The organism is Streptomyces hyaluromycini (assembly GCF_002217755.1).
In the GTDB taxonomy this organism is placed as follows: Bacteria; Actinomycetota; Actinomycetes; order Streptomycetales; family Streptomycetaceae; genus Streptomyces; species Streptomyces hyaluromycini.
The window spans coordinates 238,639-260,627 of the sequence record NZ_BCFL01000031.1; the positions used below are offsets into that span (position 1 = coordinate 238,639).

The 21,989-nt window shown below is 71.6% G+C and carries 19 protein-coding genes; 7 read left to right on the forward strand and 12 right to left on the reverse strand.

Annotation, left to right across the window (positions count from 1 at the left end; translation table 11 throughout):
- Positions 1 to 40: 40 nt before the first annotated feature.
- Positions 41 to 646 (forward strand): hypothetical protein, encoded by a 606-nt coding sequence (locus SSP29_RS42630; RefSeq protein WP_089106322.1) that lies wholly within the window; start codon positions 41 to 43, stop codon positions 644 to 646.
- A gap of 20 nt (positions 647 to 666) precedes the next feature.
- On the opposite strand, the gene SSP29_RS42635 is transcribed toward SSP29_RS42630, so the two are convergent.
- The 7 genes from SSP29_RS42635 to SSP29_RS42665 all read right to left on the reverse strand — a co-directional run bounded on the left by SSP29_RS42635 (position 667) and on the right by SSP29_RS42665 (position 9,525).
- Complete coding sequence (locus SSP29_RS42635) at positions 667 to 1,821, reverse strand: betaine/proline/choline family ABC transporter ATP-binding protein (protein ID WP_089106323.1); 1,155 nt, start codon at positions 1,819 to 1,821, stop codon at positions 667 to 669.
- A 22-nt stretch (positions 1,822 to 1,843) separates the two neighbouring features.
- Positions 1,844 to 2,512: a LutC/YkgG family protein gene (locus SSP29_RS42640; RefSeq protein ID WP_089106324.1), complete on the reverse strand. Its 669-nt coding sequence runs from the start codon at positions 2,510 to 2,512 to the stop codon at positions 1,844 to 1,846.
- Positions 2,509 to 4,011 carry a LutB/LldF family L-lactate oxidation iron-sulfur protein gene (locus SSP29_RS42645; RefSeq protein WP_089106325.1) on the reverse strand — a complete coding sequence of 501 codons (1,503 nt, stop codon included), beginning with the start codon at positions 4,009 to 4,011 and terminating at the stop codon, positions 2,509 to 2,511. Before SSP29_RS42645 ends, SSP29_RS42640 begins: the two co-directional genes overlap by 4 nt.
- Positions 4,008 to 4,763 (reverse strand): (Fe-S)-binding protein, encoded by a 756-nt coding sequence (locus SSP29_RS42650; protein WP_089106326.1) that lies wholly within the window; start codon positions 4,761 to 4,763, stop codon positions 4,008 to 4,010. The genes SSP29_RS42645 and SSP29_RS42650 overlap by 4 nt, the downstream gene beginning before the upstream one ends.
- Before the next feature lie 117 nt (positions 4,764 to 4,880).
- Complete coding sequence (locus SSP29_RS42655; protein WP_089106327.1) at positions 4,881 to 6,326, reverse strand: rhamnulokinase; 1,446 nt, start codon at positions 6,324 to 6,326, stop codon at positions 4,881 to 4,883.
- A complete protein-coding gene (locus tag SSP29_RS42660; RefSeq protein ID WP_089106328.1) occupies positions 6,323 to 8,362 on the reverse strand; it encodes a bifunctional aldolase/short-chain dehydrogenase in 2,040 nt (679 codons plus the stop codon). The genes SSP29_RS42655 and SSP29_RS42660 overlap by 4 nt, the downstream gene beginning before the upstream one ends.
- A gap of 464 nt (positions 8,363 to 8,826) precedes the next feature.
- Positions 8,827 to 9,525 carry a TetR/AcrR family transcriptional regulator gene (locus SSP29_RS42665; RefSeq protein ID WP_150136013.1) on the reverse strand — a complete coding sequence of 233 codons (699 nt, stop codon included), beginning with the start codon at positions 9,523 to 9,525 and terminating at the stop codon, positions 8,827 to 8,829.
- A gap of 280 nt (positions 9,526 to 9,805) precedes the next feature.
- Here SSP29_RS42665 and SSP29_RS42670 point away from each other — a divergent pair, with 280 nt between their 5' ends.
- Positions 9,806 to 11,455, forward strand: coding sequence for a GMC oxidoreductase (locus SSP29_RS42670; RefSeq protein WP_089106330.1), 1,650 nt, complete (start codon positions 9,806 to 9,808; stop codon positions 11,453 to 11,455).
- A gap of 137 nt (positions 11,456 to 11,592) precedes the next feature.
- Here SSP29_RS42670 and SSP29_RS42675 read toward each other — a convergent pair whose 3' ends face one another.
- From SSP29_RS42675 to SSP29_RS42690, 4 genes are read right to left on the reverse strand one after another with little or no spacing between them, the layout of a single operon-like run.
- Positions 11,593 to 12,408 (reverse strand): SDR family NAD(P)-dependent oxidoreductase, encoded by an 816-nt coding sequence (locus SSP29_RS42675; protein ID WP_089106361.1) that lies wholly within the window; start codon positions 12,406 to 12,408, stop codon positions 11,593 to 11,595.
- 19 nt (positions 12,409 to 12,427) lie between these two features.
- Positions 12,428 to 13,267: an NAD(P)-dependent oxidoreductase gene (locus SSP29_RS42680; protein WP_089106331.1), complete on the reverse strand. Its 840-nt coding sequence runs from the start codon at positions 13,265 to 13,267 to the stop codon at positions 12,428 to 12,430.
- Positions 13,264 to 13,776: a nuclear transport factor 2 family protein gene (locus SSP29_RS42685; RefSeq protein ID WP_089106332.1), complete on the reverse strand. Its 513-nt coding sequence runs from the start codon at positions 13,774 to 13,776 to the stop codon at positions 13,264 to 13,266. Before SSP29_RS42685 ends, SSP29_RS42680 begins: the two co-directional genes overlap by 4 nt.
- A gap of 22 nt (positions 13,777 to 13,798) precedes the next feature.
- Positions 13,799 to 14,857, reverse strand: a complete 1,059-nt coding sequence (locus SSP29_RS42690; protein WP_089106333.1) for a zinc-binding dehydrogenase — start codon at positions 14,855 to 14,857, stop codon at positions 13,799 to 13,801.
- A 154-nt stretch (positions 14,858 to 15,011) separates the two neighbouring features.
- Between SSP29_RS42690 and SSP29_RS42695 the strand changes: the two genes are divergently transcribed.
- Positions 15,012 to 15,623, forward strand: a complete 612-nt coding sequence (locus SSP29_RS42695; RefSeq protein ID WP_089106362.1) for a TetR/AcrR family transcriptional regulator — start codon at positions 15,012 to 15,014, stop codon at positions 15,621 to 15,623.
- Between the two features lie 187 nt (positions 15,624 to 15,810).
- Here SSP29_RS42695 and rhaI read toward each other — a convergent pair whose 3' ends face one another.
- A complete protein-coding gene (gene rhaI / locus SSP29_RS42700) occupies positions 15,811 to 16,971 on the reverse strand; it encodes an L-rhamnose isomerase (protein ID WP_089106334.1) in 1,161 nt (386 codons plus the stop codon).
- 301 nt (positions 16,972 to 17,272) lie between these two features.
- On the opposite strand from rhaI, the gene SSP29_RS42705 reads away from it, so the two are divergent.
- The 4 genes from SSP29_RS42705 to rhaS form a co-directional block, all read left to right on the forward strand.
- Complete coding sequence (locus SSP29_RS42705) at positions 17,273 to 18,790, forward strand: sugar ABC transporter ATP-binding protein (protein ID WP_089106335.1); 1,518 nt, start codon at positions 17,273 to 17,275, stop codon at positions 18,788 to 18,790.
- Positions 18,787 to 19,827, forward strand: coding sequence for an ABC transporter permease (locus tag SSP29_RS42710; protein ID WP_089106336.1), 1,041 nt, complete (start codon positions 18,787 to 18,789; stop codon positions 19,825 to 19,827). The genes SSP29_RS42705 and SSP29_RS42710 overlap by 4 nt, the downstream gene beginning before the upstream one ends.
- A complete protein-coding gene (locus SSP29_RS42715) occupies positions 19,820 to 20,797 on the forward strand; it encodes an ABC transporter permease (protein ID WP_089106337.1) in 978 nt (325 codons plus the stop codon). Before SSP29_RS42710 ends, SSP29_RS42715 begins: the two co-directional genes overlap by 8 nt.
- 113 nt (positions 20,798 to 20,910) lie before the next feature.
- Positions 20,911 to 21,989, forward strand: a 1,079-nt coding sequence (gene rhaS, locus SSP29_RS42720; protein ID WP_089106338.1) for a rhamnose ABC transporter substrate-binding protein, incomplete at its 3' end; no start/stop codon positions are given.

The window sequence follows — 21,989 nt, forward strand, 5'->3', positions numbered from 1 at the left end:
GGCCGGGCCCGTTGTCAGTGGCGGGCGGTACGTTCGGGGCATGGGGATCTATCTGGTGAGTGTCGGCGCGCAGGAGTGGCTCGACGGGGGCGAGGGTGACGAGGACGAGGGCGGCAAGGGCACCCTCGCCGCGGCCCTCGACGAGGAGCTGCGACGGCGCGGGCTGGCGCCGTACGAATCGGTGCCCGAGGCGGCCGCGTTCGTCCGCGGCTCCGGGCTGTCGTTCGAGGAGAAGCTGGTGCCGGCCATGGACGGGTTCGACACCCTGTGCCGGGAGCAGCTGTCGCCGGAGGAGAGGGAGCTGCTGCTGGGCTGGTCGGTACTGGTGCCCTTCTCGCTCGACGAGGAGATCCGGCTGCCCCTCGCATCCGCCTACACCGACGAGACGGTGGTCGCCGGCGCACCCGAGGTGCTCGCCCTGGCACAGCGGCTGGCGGCGGCGATCGGGCTTCCCGTCCACCGGATACCGGAGGCCTGCGACAACCTCGACCTGACGATGTGGTTCCTGGACGGCCCGGCGAAGGACGTGGCTGCCGCCCACCCGGGCCCTTGGGGCGAGGACCTGGACGCCGCCTTCTACGTCGCGCTGTACCTGCCGGCCGCCCAGCACTCGCTGCGCCGCGGCTGCCCGATGACGTACTGCTGACGAGCACCGGGCCCCATCGGTCAGGCGTCGGAGACCGACTCGAACGGCACCTGCCCTCGCGAGACGCCCCGCGCGTCCGCGTCCACCGAGCGGCGCAGCGCCTCGTGCAGCTTGGCCGGGGTCAGCACGCCGAGGAAGCGCGAACCGTCCAGCACCGCGACCCACCCGGCGTCGTACTGGAGCATCACCCCGAACGCCTGCTTCAGCGGGGCGCCCACCGGTACCCACGCGGTCATCCGGTGGGCGAGTCCGCCGATCGTGCCGCCCGCCGCCAGCTCGTCCCGGCCCACCCAGCCGTGCAGGTCGCCGTGCGTGTCGAGGACCACCGCCCAGCGGGCGCCCTCCGCCCGCAGCCGCTCCGCCGCGCTCTCGGCGGACTCGTCCAGGCGGGCGACCGGCGGCTGCTCCAGGTCGTCCGGCTCGACGTCGGTCACCGATAGCCGCTTCAGCCCGCGGTCCGTGCCCACGAACCCGGCCACGTACGGTGTGGCCGGCCTGCCCAGCACCGCCCCCGGCGTGTCGAACTGCTCGATCCGCCCCTGCCCGTACACCGCGATCCGGTCGCCGAGCCGCACCGCCTCCTCGATGTCATGGGTGACCAGCAGCACGGTCTTGCGCACGGCGGCCTGCATCCGGAGGAACTCGTCCTGCAACTGCTCCCGCACCACCGGGTCGACCGCGCCGAACGGCTCGTCCATCAGCAGCACCGGGGGATCGGCGGCGAGCGCCCGGGCCACGCCGACGCGCTGCCGCTGGCCGCCGGAGAGCTGGTCCGGGTAGCGCGGCCCGTACGTCCCCGGGTCCAGGCCGACGAGGTCGAGGAGTTCGGCGGCCCGAGCCCGGGCCGCGGCCCGTTTCCAGCCGAGCAGGGCCGGGACGGTCGCGGTGTTGTCGAGGACCGTGCGGTGCGGGAACAGGCCCACCTGCTGGATGACATAGCCGATCCGGCGCCGCAGCCGCACCGGGTCGACGCCCGCGACGTCCTCGCCGTCGACGAGGATCCGGCCCGAGGTCGGTTCGATGAGCCGGTTCACCATCATCATCGTCGTGGTCTTGCCGCAGCCGGAGGGGCCGACGAGCGTGACGAGTTCACCCTCGGCCACCTCGAAGGAGAGGCCGTCCACCGCGGTCGTCCCGTCCGCGTACCGCTTGGTGACCTGCTCGAACCGGATCATTCCCTCACGTTAACCGCGCCCGTCACGAATCGCCCGTGTTGAGCTCGGCGCTCGGCCGGTCGCCGCCGACGAGCACCACCTCCAGGGTGCGCGGACCGTGCACCCCCTCGACCCGGTCCAGCTCGATGTCGCTGGTGGCCGAAGGGCCGGAGATCCAGGTCAACGGGCGGGCCGGATCGAGTCGTTCGAGAGCCTGGGGCACGGAGGAGACGACCTGCTCCGGGACCCGTACGACACAGATGTGGTGATCGGGGATCAGGGTGATCCGGCGGCGGCCCTGGTCCGGGCCGCCGTCCAGCACGATCGTCCCGGTCTCGGCGATCGCCACCGCACAGCCGGTGACCACGCTGCCGACCCGGTCGAGTTCGTACGGGGTGCTCTCGGCGCTGTCCGCGACCTGCTCGGCCCCGGTCGCCGTGAGCCACTCCGGGGGGAGCCCCGTGGGCACCGCCACTGCCGTCGAACCGCGCTCGCCGACCAACCGCCCGAGCGTGGCGGCCAGTTCGTCCGCCGTGCAGCGGTGCACGACCGCCCGGTAGTCCGCCAGGTTCTCGGCCAGCAGATCCACCGTCTCCGCGACGCTCCGCGCACCGTGCTCGCGCAGATACCCCCGCTCGACGGGCGCGTCCTCGTCCCGCACCTCGGCCAGCGCCCGCCGCACCCGGCCGAGAATCCGCTCCCTGCTGCTCACTTGGCTCCGTCCTTTCCGCCGCCGGTCCGCTGCCACCAGTCCCGGAACGGCTCCGCCGGTACGACGGGCAGGTCCCGGGTCCCGCTCCACGCCCTGCCGGGGCCCGGCAGCGTGCGGGGATGCAGCCGGCGGCTGCGGGAGGCGAGCCGCTGGCCGGTGCGCAGGGCAGCCGGGTGGGAGAACGCCCAGCGGGCCGCCCGCATCGCCGCCCGCTCGGCCGCGTGCCCCTTGGCCGGCTTGAGCAGCACCTTGTTGCCGCCCCGGACCGCCTCGCCGCCCTCCACGACGCGCTCGCGCAGGTGCACCAGTACCTCGGGGATGTCGATGGCGACCGGGCAGACCTCGTAGCAGGCCCCGCACAGTGACGAGGCGTACGGCAGGGAGGCGTCGATCTCGCTCGCGGTGCCCCTCAGCTGGGGGCTGAGGATGGCGCCGATCGGGCCCGGGTAGACCGAGCCGTAGGCGTGGCCGCCCGCCCGCTCGTACACCGGGCAGACGTTGAGGCAGGCCGAGCAGCGGATGCAGCGCAGGGCCTGGCGGCCGACCTCGTCGGCGAGGGTGTCGCTGCGGCCGTTGTCCAGGAGCACCAGGTGGAAGGTCTGCGGTCCGTCGCCGTCGGTGGTGCCGGTCCATGTCGAGGTGTACGGGTTCATGCGCTCGGCGGTGGAGGAGCGGGGGAGGGTCTGCAGGAAGACCTCCAGGTCCTGCCAGGTCGGCACGATCTTCTCGATGCCGACGACCGAGATCAGCGTCTCGGGGAGGGTGAGGCACATCCGCCCGTTGCCCTCGGACTCGACGACGACCAGGGTGCCGGTCTCGGCGACCATGAAGTTGGCGCCGGAGATGCCGACCTTCGCACGCAGGAACTTCTCACGGAGGTGGAGCCGGGCCGCCTCGGCGAGTTCGGCCGGGGTGTCGGTGAGGCCCTCGGGTGCGGGGCGCCCCCACTCACCCATCTCCTTGCGGAAGATGTCCCTGATCTCGCCCCGGTTGCGGTGGATGGCGGGGACGAGGATGTGCGAGGGCCGGTCATGGCCCAACTGCACGATCAGCTCGGCGAGATCGGTCTCGTAGGCCCGGATGCCCTCGGCCTCCAGCGCCTCGTTCAGCCCGATCTCCTGCGTGGCCATCGACTTGACCTTCACGACCTCCGACTCACCGGTCTCCTTGACCAGCCCGGCGACGATCCGGTTCGCCTCGTCGGCGTCGGCGGCCCAGTGGACCGTACCGCCCGCCGCCGTCACGGCCTCCTCCAACTGGACCAGATAACGGTCGAGATGCAGGAGCGTGTGGTCCTTGATCCGTTTGCCGGCCTCGCGCAGCGCGGCCCAGTCGGACACCTCGGCGACCGCTTTGGCCCGCTTGGCGCGGATGGTGTGTGTGGCGTGGCGCAGATTCCCGCGCAGGGTGGGGTTGTTGACGGCCTCGTGCGCGGCTTTCGGGAAGGCCGGGTGGGTGGGTGGGGGAAACACAGGCATCCCTACGAACGTCCCGCTCATACGGCCGGCTCCTCCTCCGTGCTCGCCAGGATCTCCGCGATGTGCACCGGCCGCATCCCGCTGCCGAGCCGGGTCATGGTGCCGCCGATGTGCATCAGGCAGGAGTTGTCGGCCGCGCACAGCACCTGAGCGCCGGTCGACTCGGCGTTGCGCACCTTGTCGGTGCCCATCGCCGCCGAGACGTCGGGGTTCTTCACCGCGAACGTGCCGCCGAACCCGCAGCACTCCTCGGCGCCCGGCAGCTCCACCAGCTCCAGGCCCTTGACGGCCTGGAGGAGACGGCGGGGGCGGTCGGCGAGGCCCAGGCTCCGCAGCCCGTGGCAGGTCGGGTGGTATGTGACATAGTGCGGATAATATGCCCCGACGTCCGTCACCCCCAGGACGTCCACCAGAAACTCCGTCAGCTCGTACGTCTTCGGCACCACCGGCGCCAGCGCCGCCGCCAGCCCGCTCCCGCGTCCCTCGGCCCGCGCCCGTTCGCCCATCTGCGGATACAGCTCCCGCACCATCGCCCCGCAGGACCCGGACGGGGTCACGATCGCCTCGTACTCGCCGAAGACATCGGAGAAATGCCGGGCCAGCGGCTCGGCCTCATGGCGGTAGCCGGTGTTGTAGTGGGCCTGTCCGCAGCAGGTCTGCGCCATCGGGAAATCGACCTCGACGCCCAGCCTGGTCAGGAGTTTCACCACGGCGCGGCCGGTGTCCGGATAGAGCGTGTCGTTGACGCAGGTCAGGAAGAGGGCGACACGCATCGCGGCTCCTAGAGGTCGATCATCGGATGAGTGCAGCGTAATGGGCCGGTGCGATCAGCGGGAGACCCGGGCGAGGCGTGGCGAAGTCGGGAGCTGCGCCGGCCTGGTGCCGCCTTGTCACCGGGTGGTCAGCCGCGCCTCGGCCGCTTCCCAGCGGGCGGTGCCGCCGCGCGGCGCGTACCGGGTCAGTGGCTGGGTGCCGACGAGCAGCCGCCTCATGCCGGGGAGATCACCGACGAGACCGTGCGTACGGGCCTGGACCAGCACGTTCCCGAGGGCCGCCGCCTCCGTGGGCCCGGCCACCACCGGCAGCCCGCAGGCGTCGGCGGTGAGCTGGCAGAGCAGCGCGTTGCGGGTGCCACCGCCCACCACGTACACCGTGTCCACCGGATGGTCCGCGAGCCGCTGCGCCTCCGCGACCGCCCGCCGGTGGGCGAGCGCCAGGGAGTCGAGAATGCACCGGGTGATCTCACCGGGCGTCCGCGGCACCGGCTGCCCCGAGGCCCGGCAGGCCTCGGCGATCCGCTCCGGCATCCGGCCGGGGGCCAGGAACGCCGCGTCCCCCGCGTCCACCACCGACCGCAGCGCCGGTACGGCGGCCGCCTCCCGCAGCAGCCCGCCCAACTCCGGGTCGCCCCAGGCCCGTACGCACTCCTGGAGCAGCCACAGTCCCATGATGTTGCGCAGATAGCGGACCGTGCCGTCGAGCCCCAGTTCGTTGGTGAAGTTGGCGGCCCGGCTCTCCTCGGTCAGCACCGGGGCGGTGAGTTCGAGCCCGGCCAGCGACCAGGTGCCGGTGCAGATGTAGGCGAACCGCTCGCCGGACGCCGGTACGGCGGCCACCGCGGAGGCGGTGTCGTGCGAGCCGACGGCGGTCACCGGCACCGGCCCGGTCAGCCCCGTCTCCGCCAGTACCTCGGGCCGCAGCACCCCGGCCGGATCCCCGGGCCGCCGCAGCGGCGCGAACAGCCCGAGGTCGATCCCCAGCCGGTCCGCGACCTCGTACGACCAGTCGCGCGTCCGGGGGTCGATCAGCTGGGTGGTGGAGGCATTGGTCAGCTCGGTGCCCTGCTCGCCGGTCAGCCAGTACGAGAGCAGGTCGGGAATGAGCAACAGGCGCTCGGCGTGCGCGAATTGAGCGCTCGACCGGGCGGCCGCCAACTGGTACAGGGTGTTGAAGGGCGCGTACTGCAGGCCCGTGCGGGCGTAGAGCTCCGCCGCGGGCAGGGCCGCCCACACCTTCTCGGCGATCCCCTCGGTCCGGGCGTCCCGGTAGTGCACCGGGTTGCCCAGCAGTGCGCCGTCGCCGTCCAGCAGCCCGTAGTCCACGGCCCAGCTGTCGAGCCCGACGGAGTCCACCCGACCTGCTGCCCGCAGCCCCTCCAACACCCCCGCGTACAGGGCGAGTACGTCCCACCGCAGCCCCTCCGGCACCCGCACCGGCCGGTTCGCGAACCGGTGTGCCTCGGTCAGCTCCAGCGAGTCCGGGCCCACCCGGCCGACCATGACCCGTCCGCTGGACGCGCCCAGGTCGACCGCCGCATACGACCTCGGCGAGCTCATCGCAGGAAGGCGGCCGCCACACCCGCGTCGACGGGCACATGCAGCCCGGTGGTGTGGGTGAGTTCGCCGCCCGTCAGTGCGAACACGGCGTTCGCCACATGCTCGGGGAGCACCTCGCGCTTGAGGATGGTCCGCTGGGCGTAGAACTCGCCCAGCTTCGACTCCTCCACCCCGTACACGGCGGCCCGCTGCGCCCCCCACCCGCCGGCGAAGATCCCCGACCCGCGCACCACGCCGTCCGGGTTCACCCCGTTGACCCGGATCCCGTGCTCGCCCAACTCGGCGGCGAGCAGCCGCACCTGGTGGGCCTGGTCCGCCTTCGTCGCCGAGTAGGCGATGTTGTTGGGCCCGGCGAACACGGCGTTCTTGGAGGCGATGTAGACGATGTCACCGCCGATCCCCTGCGCGATCATCACCCGGGCCGCCTCCCGCGACACCAGGAAGGAACCGCGGGCCATGATGTCGTGCTGGAGGTCCCAGTCCCGCGCCGAAGTCTCCAGCAGGGGCTTGGAGATGGAGATCCCGGCGTTGTTGACGACGAGGTCGACCCCGCCGAAGGCCAGCGCGGCGGCCCGGAAGGCGGCGGCGATCTGCTCCTCGTCCGTCACGTCGACGGTGACCGCGACGGCCTTGTCGGCCCCGCCGAGCTCCTTCGCGACCCCGGCCGCGCTCTCCGCGTTCAGGTCGGCGACCACGACACAGGCACCCTCGGCCGCCAGCCGGTGCGCGATCGCCTTGCCGATCCCGCTGCCGGCCCCGGTCACCAGCGCGACCCGGGTCGCCAGGGCCTTCGGCCTCGGCATCCGCCGGAGCTTGGCCTCCTCCAGCGCCCAGTACTCGATCCGGAACTTCTCCGACTCCTCGATCGGCGCGTACGTCGACACGGCCTCGGCCCCGTGCATCACGTTGATGGCGTTCACATAGAACTCACCCGCGACGCGCGCGGTCTGCTTGTCCTTCCCGAAGCTGAACATGCCGATGCCGGGCAGGAGCACGACCGCCGGGTCGGCGCCGCGCATGGCGGGGGAGTCGGGCAGGGCGTGCCGGCGGTAGTAGGCGGCGTACTCCTCCCGGTACGCGGCGTGCAGCTCGCGCAGCCGTGCGACCGCCTCGTCCAGCGGGGCAGTGGGCGGAAGGTCGAGCACCAGGGGCCGTACCTTCGTCCGCAGGAAGTGATCCGGGCACGAGGTGCCGAGCGCGGCGAGCCGCGGATGTTCGGCCCGCGCCAGGAAGTCGAGGACGACCTCGGAGTCGGTGAAGTGCCCGACCTGCGGCCTGTCCTGGGAGGCGATCGCCCGGACGTACGGCGCGAGGGCGGCGGCCCGCTCCCGGCGCTCGGCCTCGGGCAGCGCGCCGTACCCCTCGACGACGGGCCCGAAGGGCTCCGCCCTGCCGCGCTCGGCGAGGAACGCCTCGGCGGTGCGGATGATGTGCAGCGAGTTCCGCTCGCACTCCGCGGAGCTGTCGCCCCACGCGGTGATCCCGTGCCCGCCGAGAACGCACCCGATCGCCCGCGGGTTGGCTGCTTTGACGGCGGCGATGTCCAGGCCGAGCTGGAACCCGGGCCGGCGCCACGGCACCCACACCACGGTGTCCCCGAAGCACTCGGCGGTGAGCTTCTCCCCGTCGGCGGCGCAGGCGAGCGCGATACCGGAGTCCGGGTGCAGATGGTCCACGTGCGGGGCGTCCACGAGCCCGTGCATGGCGGTGTCGATGGAGGGCGCGGCGCCGCCCTTGCCGTGCAGGCAGTAGTCGAAGGCGGCGACCATCTCGTCCTCGCGGTCCACGCCCGGATAGACATCGGCGAGCGCGCGGAGCCGGTCGAGCCGCAGCACGGCGAGCCCGTCCGCGGAGAGCGTCCCGAGGTCCCCGCCGGACCCCTTCACCCACATCAACTCGACGTCACCACCGGTGACGGGGTCGGTGTCGGTGCCTTTGGCGGAGGCGTTGCCGCCGGCGTAGTTGGTGTTGCGGGGGTCGGCGCCGAGTCGATGGGAGCGGTCGAGGAGGGCGGCGGCTTCGGAGTGGACGCTCATGGGACTTCCCTGCGGTTTCGATGAACGGTATGACAACGCGCCCCGAAACGGGCGCGGAGCAGTATCGACATGCGGCTCGGCCCGTCACGTCCATGATGGCGACGCCCTTCGGCCAGGTCCGGCATGACCACCTCTGAACACTGCTTGAATCGTTTCAGGGAAGCTATCCACAGCACTCCGGCGACGTCAAGACGTCTGCGCGCCCGCCTTCGGGTCGGTTCGGGAGAGGTGGATCCCGCGCGTCGGAAACCCTGACGTGAGAGGGCGTCGGCCTTGAGGTGTCATGAAACGTTTCATCGGCGTTTTCGAGGCTTCGGAGCGGTCAGATGCCCGACCGTGTGCACCGCCGATGGACTTCCGTCCGCGTCCGGCAAGTTCACGATGAACGCTGCCCGTCGGCGAGGGGTGACACCTGCTCGCCGGGCAAGCCGCCAACCCGACTGCCCCCGCTGCCGTCCCGCCGGCTATCGCCCGGGCGGTGCTCCCGTTGCCGGGAAGCGGTTCGTCCGCCTCGGTTTCTGTCCGGCAGTCACGGAAGGCTCGGCATCGAGGAGTTCGGTCATCACGTGCAGCGCGTGCGCGAGGGTTTCGCCGAGCGGGCGGCCGTCCGGCTGGTCGGGCTGCAGGGCCCAGTCCTCGACCGCGATGCGCAGCGCGGCATTCAGCATGCCTGCCTCCAGGCGGACCGCGAGGTCGTGCTCGGAGCGGTCGCTGCCGTCGGCGATGGCGCGAGCGAACACGGTTTCGGCGTCGAAGTGCGTCTCCAGCCAGACGGCACGCAGCCCTGGCTCGTCCCGGCTCAGCCGTACGAGGTCGCGCAGGGCTTCCAGACGCCGGGTGCCGATCACGCCGGGGTCCTGGGCGCTCGGCATCGCCTGGGTGAGGGAGCTGCCGCCCCTCCAGTAGTCCCGCAGGCGTTCGGTCACCAGGTCCAAACCCGCCGTGAGCAGGGGGCGCGCGCACTCCTCCTTCGAGCGGAAGTACCGCCACAGGGTGCGTGTGGAGATTCCGGCGGCAGCGGCGATGTCCTCCGCGGTGGTCACCGCCACGCCCTGGGTGACGAAAAGCCGGACCGCCTCGTCGGCGATCTCCATGCGCGTCGCCTCGCGGCGCCTTTCCGTCAACGGCGGTCGCCCCGTGCGGCCGTCGGCTTGCCCGTCCACGCACCCCTCCTCGCCATGGATGGGCTGATCCTAATTCATGGCGCGCCGCGACTTTATGGCACGGTGCGACAGGTGGTGCTACGGTGGCGTCGTCTCGCTCGACATGAGCATGTCAATCAAGCCGAGTGTGCAGTCGACTCCGAGGAACAGGCCGTCAACGCCTCGTTTCCGGGTCCGGGTCGGCTGAGTGCGCGCACCTCGGTCAGCAATGAGCCATTCCCCCCACAGTTCGGCCCCCGCGAGCCCGCGGCCACCAGGGGCCCCTCCCGACGGGAGTCTCATGTCCGACAACTCTTCCCCCCGCCCCGCTGCTGGCCTGAGCCGCCGTCAGGTGCTCGGTGCGGCCGCCCTCGGCGCAGCCGCGCTCGGTGGGACCGTGGCCGGGGCTGGCAAGGCCTCGGCCACGACCGACGCGGCCTCGGCGGCGCCCGCATCCGTATCCGCCTCCGCCTCCGTGACGGAACGGCGGGAGCGGGCCGTGGTCGTCGGTACCGGTTTCGGTGGTGGCGTGACCGCACTGCGGCTGGCCCAGGCCGGGGTGTCCACCCTGGTCCTGGAGCGCGGCCGACGCTGGGTCACCGGCCCGAACGCGACCACCTTCTGCCGCTTCGCCACCATGGACAACCGCTCCGCCTGGCTGACCGACCACGCCGTCGTCGGCGGCGTCGACAAGACGTGGACGCCGTACACCGGCGTCCTCGAAGCCGTCACCGGCAACGGTATGACGGCCATGTGCGGAGCCGCGGTAGGCGGCGGCTCGATCATGTACCACGGCATGACCCTGCAGCCGGCCGAGGCCGACTTCGCCACCTCGATCCCGGTGGCAGCCGACCTCTACGACGACCTGAACCTGTGGGCGTATCCCACCGTCGCCCGGATGCTGGGCATCTCCACCATCCCCTACGACATCCTGGCCTCCGACCCGTACACGTCCTCCCGTCTCTTCCACGACGTCGCCCCCGCCGCGGGTCTGACGCCGTTCAAGGTGCCGCTGCCGATCGACTGGAGCTACGTCCGGGGCGAGCTGACCGGCCAGTACGAGGCGACGTACACCACCAGTGACATCGCCTTCGGCGTCAACAACGGCGGCAAGCACTCCATCGACGTCACCTACCTCGCGCAGGCGGAGGCCACGGGTCTGGTCGAGGTGGCACCGCTGCACGTCGTACGCGATCTCGCGATGGACGCGAACAAGCGCTGGGTGCTGTCCGTGGACCGCATCGACACCGGCGGCGCCGTCCAGGAGCAGATCCGCATCACCGCCGACGCGGTGTTCCTCAACGCTGGTTCGCCCGGCACCACCCGTCTCCTGGTCAAGTCCCGCGCCAAGGGCCTGGTCCCGGACCTGCCCGACGCGATCGGCACCCGGTGGGGCAACAACGGTGACCGGATCTGGGCCTGGATCAACCCCGCCGGCGACGCCGGGACCCGGCAGGGCGGCCCGGCCTGTGTCGGCGGCAGCGACCCCACGAGTTCCATTCCGCTCACCGTCGTCCACGCCGGCTCCCCGATCCAGCAGGCCGGCGTCACGGCGTTGACCGTGGTCGGCTTCGGGATCGTCGACGGCGCGGGCACCTGGGCCTACGACGGCGACACCGACGACGCCGTGCTCACGTGGCCCACCGGCGCGGACGCGGCGCTGCAGGAGTTGATCGCGGCCCGTATGCAGGCCATCGCCGCGGCGGGCGGCGGCATGATGATCGACACCAACGCGGGCGCGCCCTCCACCTGGCACTCCCTCGGCGGTGTCCCCATGGGCGACGCGGTCGACCTCACCGGCCGCATCCTCGGGCACAAGGGCCTCTACGTCCTGGACGGCGCCCGCATCCCCGGCTCCACCGGGGCCTGCAACCCGTCCATGACCATCGCCGCCCTCGCAGAACACAGCATGCGGACCGTCGTCCGCCAGGACGTCGGGCGCCTCTTCTGAGAGGACGGCGGCCTCGCCGGTGAGGCGGCGGGCCATCAGGTCGGTCATGGCTTCGGAGCGGGCCGGGAAGGGCTCGTAGCCGCAGGCCGGGTGCCCCGCGTCCGTGGCGGGATCTGCCGGACGGGCCCTGGATCCGCTCACCGCCTGACGCCGCTTCCCTCCCCGCTCGCGGCCGAACCCCGGCTCATGGCGAGCACGGCGTCGCGGCGGCTCAGCGCGCCGAACGGCGAACCGCCGGTCGGGTTCGGGCTGCCGTGGATCCAGGTGGGGCCGTCGGCGAGGTGGGCGAGCGCCTCCTCCGCCACGTCGTAGGGGTCGGCGAGCTCACCGCCGTACGACTCGCCGTCCGCTTCGCGCATCCGGCGGTGGGACGGGGTGTCGGTCCTGCCGAGCACGAGCCCCAGGACGTCCACACCGCTGCCCCGCCACTCCGCCCACAGGCTCTCCGCGAGGACGAGGTCGAAGGCCTTGGAGGCACCGTAGGCGGCGAGCCTGGCGCCGCCCGCCCAGGCCGCGCCCGAGGTCACCAGCACCATGCCTCCCCGGCCCCGCGCCGCCATCGGGGCGCCGAATCGGTAGGCCGCCTCCAGTACGGCGGTGCAGTTGCGGTGGACCAGTTGCAGGTGGGCGTCGAGGTCCTTGTCGAGGAAGGCGGCGCTGCGGGTGTCGGCACCGGCGTTGTAGACGAGGAGCCCGACCTCCAGGTCCGCGGTGGCGCGTTCGAGTTCCGCCAGGGCGCCCGCGGCACTGAGGTCGAGCGCGACCGTGCGGACCTCGACACCGTGCCGGGCCCGGAGGGCGTGTGCCGCCTCCTCCAGTACGGGGACCCGCCGGGCCACCAGTACGACGTTGATGCCCCGGGCGGCCATTGCGTGCGCGAACGCGACGCCGACCCCGTCGGAGCCGCCCGCGACGATGCCCCAGGGGCCGTATGCGCCGGCTGCGTCGGTCACCTTGGTCAACTCTTCTCCCTCAAGGTTTCTCCGGCACGGCGGCCGGCTCCAGTACCTGCTTCTCGACCGCGTCCGACGCCAGGACCGCCCCGATGATCCCGAGGTCCGCCCCCGCGCCCCGCGCGACCTCCCGCACGACGGCGACGTCCTTCGACATCAGGTCCGCCAGCCGCTCCGCCACCGCCGCCACCGAACCGCCCCGGGCGACGACGTCCAGGGCGCGGCTCGCCCCGCTGCCGTGCCGCACCGCGTCGAGGACCGTCCGCTCCTCGATGCCCAGCGAGCCGGCCAGGCGCACCGCGTCGATCACGAGGCCCACCTGCGCGACGAACAGTGCGTTGTTCACCAGCTTGACCCGCTGGCCGTTGCCGGGCGGCCCGACCCACAGGACCGGCGAGGCGTACGTCGCCAGCAGCGGACGTACGTCGTCCAGGACGCTCTCGTCACCGCCGATCCACAGGGTGAGCCGGCCCGCGGCGATGTCGTGCGGGCCGCCCGAGAGCGCGGCGTCGAGCACCCTGATCCCGTGCTCCGCTCCCGCCTCGACGAGCAGTCGGGCGGTCGCCGGATCGGAGGTGGTGTGCTGGACGAGCGTCGCCCCCGGCCGCATGGCCGCGAGGGCACCCTCCGGTCCGAGGCACACCGACCGCACCTGCTCGTCCGTCAGCACGACGACGAAGACCACGTCCGCGTCCCGGACGGTCTCCGCCACCGTCCCGGACCTGGTCAGTCCGTCGGCGGCGGCCGCCTCCCGGGCCTGCGGACGTCGTGTCAGGACGGTGACGTCGTGCCCCGCGGCCATCAGCCGGGAGGCCATCGGCCGGCCCATCCGGCCCGCGCCGACGAGTCCGATCCTCATCGCGTGCGGCCGGACTCGGGCGGCGGTGCCAGCATCGCGCGGGGTCCTGGGGAGCCGTCCAGGTTGGCGTTGATCCGCTCGGCGATGCGCCAGCCCCGCTCGGTGCGCACCCAGCGCCAGGTGTTCGCGGAGACCTGGAAGACCCAGAAGCGGCCGGCGTCGGCGTCCCAGCGCAGATGCAGCGCGTGGCTGCGGCCGGTGGCCTCGTCGCCGTCGACGACGATGTGCGGCACGGTCAGGACGTGACCGCAGCCGTTGCCGATCACGCTCTGGTGGCCGGCGCCGTGGACCATGCCGACGATGTCGTCCCGGCCCTCCATCCGCAGGTGCGGAACGGCGTGGAAGACGCCGTCGTCGGTCCAGAGCCCGGCCGCCGCCTCCCCGGAGCCGCTGTCGACGTCGGGCCCGTACTGGGCGACGAGCTGCATGATGTCGACCCGGTCCTGAAGGTCGCGTACCTGTGCCGCCAGCCGCTCGACGGTGGCGCGTAATGCGTCGATCTCACTCATGCGGGCCTTCTCTGAAGTCGGGTCAGGGCACGACGACGATGCGGGCCGGGCCGTTCGCGTCGCGGGCGGCGCCGAGGGCGGCGGGCACCTCGTCGAGCCCGACGGTTCCGCCGAGCAGCGGACCGACGTCGAGGCCGCCCGAGCAGACCGCGTCGAACGCCTCGTCCCAGTCGGTCATCGACGGGCCGCCGCCGAACTGGACGTTGAGTCCCTTCCGTTTGGCGGTCAGGGTGTGCAGGCGCTCGCCCTCCGGCGGCCCGCCCACGGAGAAGATCCGGGTGCCCCGCTCGCACCCCTTGATGATCGAGTCGAGGACGCCGGGGACACCGACGCACTCGAAGACGACGCAGCCCGGCAGCCCGGTCACCGCCGCCATCAGGTCCCGCGCCGACCCGGCCGTCCCCTCGGCCACGTCACGCCAGGCCCGGAACGGCGAGATCCCGGCGGGATCGACGACCACGTCGGCCCCCATGGCCCGGGCCGTCTCGCGGCGCGCGGCCACGAAGTCGACCGCCACGACCGGCCCCGCCCCCAGGTGCCGCAGCCGTGCGATCACCGACAGGCCGATCGCGCCGCAGCCGACGACCAGCGGCACCTCCCCGGCCGTGACCCGGGCGCGTGACGCTGTCGACCAGCCCACCGAGATCGCGTCGGCGACGCACACCACCTCGCTGGGCAGGTCGGAGACCACGACCCGGGTGATGGCCTCGGTCAGCAGCAGGTACTCGCCGAACCCGCCGGGGGAGTCCGGGTTCTGCCCGATGATCCTGCGCCCCGCCGCGGTGCACAGCACCGGCAGCGAACTCACCCGGGTGCCGACGGGGATACGGCGCTCGGTGCCGGGGCCGTAGCCGACCACCTCGGCGCAGTACTCGTGGCCCATCACGATGTCGACGTCCTGGTCGTACGTCGACATCCCGCTGTCGTCGTCGGCGCCCGCCTCCGGATGATCCATGAAGTGCAGGTCCGACGCGCAGATCCCGCAGGCGAGCGACCGGACCAGGAGCTGGCCCGGTCCGGGAACCGGGTCGTCGACGATCCGCGTCTCGACCGTCCCGCCTCGCAGTACAGCAGCCCGCATCGGCTTCTCCACTTCGCGAACCGAACCCGGGGCACGTCACCGTCCGGGGCCCGTCTGCCAGGGGACTCTAGCGAGGAGCGGGGAGTTATAGAAGACCGTCTCCTGAAATTACGGGAGGGGGTCGAGGGCGCGCCGGGTCACTACGATGGCCCGCATGACCGAGTCTCGCCGTCGCCCGGGCCGTCCACGGGACACCAGCATCGACGAGCGGGCACTCGCGGCGACGCGCGAACTGCTCGTCGGGCGGGGGTTCGAGGCGACGACGATCCAGGCCGTCGCGGAGCATTCGGGTGTGCACGCGTCCGCCATCTACCGCCGCTGGCCGTCCCGGATCGAGCTGATCGAGGAAGCCACGTTCCCCGGGCTCAGTCCACTGGGCGTCCGGCCGACGGGAGACCTCCGCGCCGACGTCCGCCGGTTCATCCGCGCCTATCTGGCCGCCTTCAACGCGCCGGCGGCACGTGCGGCCGCGGCCGGCCTCCTCGCGTACCACCAGGCGTCGCGGCGCCCCCGGCCGCCGGAGCTGGACCTGCGGGCGTCGGCCCGGCCGCAGTTCGAGGAGATCCTGCGCGCCGCACCGCCCGGAAGCGTCGACCCCGCCGTGGATCCGGACGACGTCTTCGACATGCTTCTCGGCGCCGTTCTGGCCCGCACACTCCTGCTCAACGTCACCACGCGACAGCGTCCCGTGGAGCGCACCGTCGAGATGGTGCTCCGGCTGCTCCGCCCCCTCGGCACCGGCGCGGCCACCACGCCGGACGCGTGACCGGCTGCCCGACGGGGGCATCGAGCCGGGCGGGCCGGGGCGGCTGCCCGGAGCCCTCCTTACTGGTGGCTGCCGGCGGCGGTCGCGCCCGCCAAAGGGGCCCGGGACGGTATCGACATGCCGTGGGCGCGCCCGGCCGGCAATCCGCGACGAGGCGAGCAACGGCGAGGCGAGTGGCGGCAGTTGCCTACGCGCCCCATCCGGCCTGCTGTCCGCCGACGCGCTCCGCGACGATCTTCTCGGCCCAGCCGGACCGGGCGTAGGCGGCGACGGGATCGGGGTCCAGCCCCGTCTCCTCCCGCACTTCGCGCAGCAGCGGTCGTACGTCCGTGTTGTAGGCGTCCATGAGCACCGCGTTGGCCCCCAGCACATCCCCGGCGACCTGTGCCTGCGCCAGCGCCCCCCGGTCCACCAGCAACGCCTTCGCCGTGGCCTCCTGCACGTTCATCACCGACCGGATGATCGCCGGGATCTTCGCCTCGATGTTGTGACACTGGTCGAGCATGAAGGCCACCTCGGCGGTGAACCCGCCCCCGCGCACCACCTCGTACATGATCCGGAACAGCTGGAACGGATCCGCGGCCCCCACCATGAGGTCGTCGTCCGCGTAGAACCGCGAGTTGAAGTCGAACCCGCCGAGCTTCCCCTCCCGCAGCAGCGTGGCGACGATGAACTCGATGTTGGTGCCCGGCGCATGGTGGCCGGTGTCGACCACGACCTGTGCCTTCGGCCCCAGCTTCAGACAGTGGGCGTAGGCCGTCCCCCAGTCCGGAACGTCGGTCGTGTAGAAGGACGGCTCGAAGAGCTTGTACTCCAGCAGCATCCGCTGCCCCTCGCCCAGCCGTGCGTACACCTCGGCCAGCCCTTCGGCGAGCCGGTCCTGCCGCGCCCGGATGTCGTCCTGACCGGGGTAGTTGGTGCCGTCGGCGAACCACAGCTTGAGGTCCGCGGACCCGGTCGCGTCCATGATGTCGACGCACTCCAGCAGATGGTCGACGGCCTTCCGGCGCACCGTCGCGTCCGGGTGGCAGATGCTGCCCAGCCGGTAGTCGTCGTCCTGGAAGGTGTTGGAGTTGATCGCCCCCAGCCGCAGCCCCCGCTCCTCGGCGTGCTTGGTCAGGTCCGCATAGTCGTCCACCTTGTCCCAGGGGATGTGCAACGCCACCGTCGGCGCGACCCCGGTCACGGCGTGCACCTGCGCGGCGTCGTCCAGCTTCTCCTTCGGTGAGCGCGGCACGCCCTGCTGGGCGAACACCTTGAAACGGGTCCCCGAGTTTCCGTACGCCCACGACGGCGTTTCGACGGCCTGGGTCTTCAGCGCGGCCTTCACCGCGGCGAGGTCGGTCACTTCGGGGCTCCTGGGGGATAGGAACGGGATCCGAACGGGGATCGGAACGAGGATCTGGATGACTGAGTGATGAAACGATTCAGAACCGCAAAGTATGAGCCCCTCGCAGGGGTGTCAAGCATTCCGACCAACCCCGTTTTCCGTGACTCCGCCGTGACCTGAGGCTATCGAAATTTTTTCGATACGGACCCATTGACGTGACATGCCCGTGGTGCCTACGGTCCCCGCAATCCAGTTGAAACCTTTCACGACGCGGTGAGTTCGGCCAGCGCAGTCTCGCCGGTGTCGTCGAGGAGCCCCCATGACCCACCCGTCCGACACGGGACCGGCCCCGGTGCTGGCGCTGCAGGACGTCTCCAAGTCCTTCGGAGCCGTGCGCGCCCTGCGGGACGTCTCCCTGGAGCTGTTCCCCGGCGAGGTGCACGCCCTCGCCGGGGAGAACGGCGCGGGCAAGTCGACGTTGATCAAGACCCTCGCCGGAGTGCACCGGCCGGACGCCGGCCGGGTGCTGCTCGACGGCGAGCCCGTCGTCTTCCACGGCCCCGGCGACGCCCGCGACGCCGGAATCGCCGTGATCTACCAGGAGCCCACGCTCTTCCCCGACCTGTCGATCGCCGAGAACATCTTCATGGGCCGGCAGCCCCGGCGCGCCCTCGGGCGGATCGACCACAAGGCCACCCGCGCGGCCACCACCGCCCTGATGAAGCGGCTCGGTGTCGCGCTCGACCCCGACCGCCCCGCCCGCGGCCTGTCCATCGCCGACCAGCAGATCGTCGAGATCGCCAAGGCGCTCTCCTTCGACGCCCGGGTCCTGATCATGGACGAGCCGACGGCGGCCCTGACCGGCAGCGAGGTCGCCCGCCTCTTCGGCGTCGTCCGCACCCTGCGCGACCAGGGCGCGGCGGTGCTTTTCATCTCGCACCGCCTGGAGGAGATCTTCCAGATCTGCCGGCGGGTCACCACCCTCCGGGACGGCGCCTGGATCGCCGGCGAGCTCGTCGACGGCATGACCGAGGACGACCTGGTACGCCGGATGGTCGGCCGCGACCTGGACGAGCTGTACCCCAAGCAGGACGTACCGGCCGGTGAAGTCGCCCTCGCCGTAAGGCGGTTGACCCGCGAGGGCATCTTCACGGACATCTCCTTCGAGGTGCGCTCCGGCGAGATCGTCGGCCTCGCCGGACTGGTCGGCGCCGGCCGGACCGAGGTCGCCCGCGCCGTGTTCGGCGTCGACCGCTGGGACGCCGGCGAAGTCGAGGTCAGGGGACGGAAACTGACCAACGGCGCACCCTCCGTCGCGATGTCCGCGGGCCTCGCCCTCGTCCCCGAGGACCGGCGCGCCCAGGGCCTCGTGATGGACATGTCCATCGAGCGGAACATCGGCCTGACCGGACTGCGTACGACCGTGAAGGCGGGCCTCGTCGACCGGGGCGCCGAACGCAGCCGGTCCCTCGACTGGGCTGTCCGGCTCCAGGTGAAGTTCGCCCGGATCGCCGACGCCGTCTCCACCCTCTCCGGCGGCAACCAGCAGAAGGTCGTCCTCGCCAAATGGCTCGCGACCGGACCGAGGGTGCTGATCGTCGACGAGCCGACCCGCGGCATCGACGTCGGCACGAAGGCCGAAGTCCATCGGCTCCTCGGCGAGTTGGCCGCCGACGGGGTCGCCGTCCTGATGATCTCCTCCGACCTGCCCGAGATCCTCGGCATGGCCGACCGCGTGCTGGTGATGCACGAGGGCCGGATCACCGCCGAGATCCCGCGCTCCGAAGCCAGCGAGGAAACCGTGATGGCCGCAGCCACGGGGAGGGCCGCCGCATGACGGTGACCACCTCCGAACAGACCCCCGTCGCCGAGGCGCCCGGGTCCGCCGGGACCCGGCTCGTCGACCGCGTCTTCAAGATGCGCGAACTCGCCATCCTGGTCGTCCTCCTGGTGATGATCGCCGTCACCCAGGCCGGCAACAGCGAGTTCCTGTCCGAGCAGGGCATCAAGGACCTGCTGCTCAACGCCACCATCCTGGTGCTGGTCGCCACCGGCCAGTCCCTGGTGGTGATCACCCGGAACGTCGACCTGTCCGTCGGCTCCACCCTCGGCATCACCGCCTTCGCCGCCGGCGACTACCTGCACGGCGGCGGCAACCCGGTCGTCGCGATCCTGCTCGCCGTGCTGCTCGGCATCGGCTGCGGGCTGCTCAACGGGCTGCTCGTCAGCCTCGGTCAGGTCCCGGCGCTGGTCGTCACCCTCGGCACGCTGTACATCATCCGGGGCGTCGACTCCATCTGGGTCGGCTCCCGGCAGATCACGGCCGGCGACCTGCCCGGATCCTTCGTCGACTTCGGCTCCGGCGGCCTGTCGGCCGTCCCCTGGCTGGCCCTGATCGCCCTCGCGGTCCTGGTCGCCACCGCCTACTACCTCAAACACTTCGGCAGCGGACGGGAGTTGTACGCACTCGGCTCCAACCCGGAGGCCGCGCGGCTGGCCGGCATCCCGGTCCGCAAGCGGATCCTCACCGCCTACACCTTCTGCGGCGCCCTCGCCGGACTCGCCGGAGCCATGTACCTGGCCCGGTTCGGGAACGTCGACTCCAGCACCGGCAACGGCTACGAACTCACCGTCGTGAGCGCCGTGGTGGTCGGTGGCGTGGTCTTCACCGGCGGCTCCGGAAGCGTCTACGGCGCCGCGCTGGGCGCGCTGCTGCTGACCTCCGTCAACAGCGTGCTGCCGGCCCTCGGGGTCAGCTCCGTGTGGGTCCTCGCCATCAACGGCTTCCTGCTGCTGCTCGCCATCGCCGTCGACCGGATCGTCGCGTCGCGGGTGGCCTCCGCCCTGAAGAAGAGGAGCGCCCGCCATGCCTGACTCCCTGACCCGCGCGGTCCGCTGGGACACGGTCGTCGGTGCCCTGCTGATCGTCCTCCTGCTGCTGTCGTTCGGCTTCGTCGACGGCTTCGGGAACTCCCTCAACCTGTCCTTCCTGATCGGCAACACGCTCCCCATCGCACTGATCGCCCTGCCGATGACACTGCTGGTCGTCGCCGGCGAGATCGACCTCTCGGTCGCGTCGACCGCCGGGCTCTCGGGCGCGGTCATGGGCAAGCTCTGGAACGAGGGGATGGCCATCGAGACGATCATCCCGCTGTGCCTGCTGCTCGGCGTGGTGTGCGGGCTGGTCAACGGGCTGCTGGTGACCCGGCTGGGCCTGCCCTCGCTCGCCGTCACCATCGGCACGCTCGCGGCCTACCGGGGCATCGCGCAGATCGTCCTCGGCTCCGACGCGGTCACCGACTTCCCCACGCAGTACCAGGACTTCGCGGCGGGGCGGCTCGGCGACACGTTCCTGCCGCGTGCCTTCCTGCCGTTCCTGGGGCTGCTGGTGATCGCCGTGGTGGTGCTGCACGCCACGCCGTTCGGGCGGTCGCTGTTCGCCGTGGGGGCGAGTGAGGAGGCGGCGCGGTTCGCCGGGATCCGGGTGAAGCGGAACAAGCTGGTGCTGTTCGTGGCGACCGGGTTCATGGCCTCTCTGACGGGGGTCTTCTGGGCGCTGCACTACGCGAGTGCGCGGTACGACAACGCGACCGGGCTTGAACTGAGCGTGGTGGCCGCCGTGTTGCTCGGTGGCATCGACTTCGACGGGGGCCGGGGCACGCTGGGCGGTGCGATTGCCGGGGTGTTCCTGCTCGGGGCGCTGCAGAACGTGATGAGTCTGCTGAATGTGTCCGCGCAGTCCCAGATTGTCGTGACCGGTGTGTTGCTGGTCGTCTCGGTGCTCGGGCCGCGGGTTGCCCGGCAGATCTCGTTGGCTCGGCACAGGGCGGCGAAGGCCGTCTGAATGCTGCGGGCCGTGTGTGGCTGGTCGCGCCCACGCGGCGGAGCCGCAAATCCAATTCAGCCCCGCGCCCCTGAGGGGCGCGCTTCACGACCCTTTCTCTCAAAGGAACCGTCATGCGTAAGTCATCCCTCCGGCGTGTCTGTGTGACCGTCGCCGCCGTGTCCTCCCTCGCCCTTGCCGCCACCGCCTGTGGCGGTACCACCAAGAACAACTCCAGCAGCGACGAGTCGTCGGCCGCCACCTCCACCGCCAAGGCCGACCCGAACGCGGCGCTGAAGAAGGGCCTCACCGTCGGGTTCCTGCCCAAGCAGGTCAACAACCCGTACTTCACCTCCGCCGACAAGGGCGGCGAGAAGGCGCTCACCGAGCTGGGCTCCAAGTACAAGGAGGTCGGGCCCTCCAGCGCGACCGACACCTCCGGGCAGGTCTCCTACGTCAACACGCTCACCCAGCAGCAGGTCAACGCCATGGCCGTGTCCGCCCAGGACCCCGGTGCCCTGTGCACCGCGCTCAAGCAGGCCATGAGCAACGGCATCAAGGTCGTCACCTACGACTCCGACACCAACGCCGGCTGCCGCAACGCCTTCGTCTCGCAGGCCAGCGCCGAGGACCTCGGCCGTACCGAAGTGCAGCTGCTCGCCGAGCAGATCGGGTACAAGGGCGAGATCGCCATCCTGAGCGCCGCGCAGACCGCCACCAACCAGAACACCTGGATCGGGTACATGAAGGAGGAGCTGAAGGACCCGAAGTACAAGAACGTCAAGCTGGTCAAGATCGCCTACGGCAACGACGACGCCCAGCAGTCCTTCCAGCAGACCCAGGGCCTGCTCCAGCAGTACCCGGACCTCAAGGGGATCATCTCCCCGACCACCGTCGGCATCAAGGCGGCCGCCCAGTACCTGTCCGGCTCCAAGTACAAGGGCAAGGTCAAGCTGACCGGCCTCGGCACGCCCAACGACATGCGCCAGTACGTCAAGAACGGCACCGTCGACGCCTTCGAGCTGTGGGACCCGGCCAAGCTCGGCGACCTCGCCGCCCGCACCGCCGTCGCGCTCGTCTCCGGGCAGATCACCGGCAAGGAGGGCGAGACCTTCAAGGCCGGCGACACCACCTACACCATCGGCAAGGACGGCGTGATCAACCTCGGCAAGCCGACCGTGTTCGACGCGAAGAACATCGACCAGTTCAACTT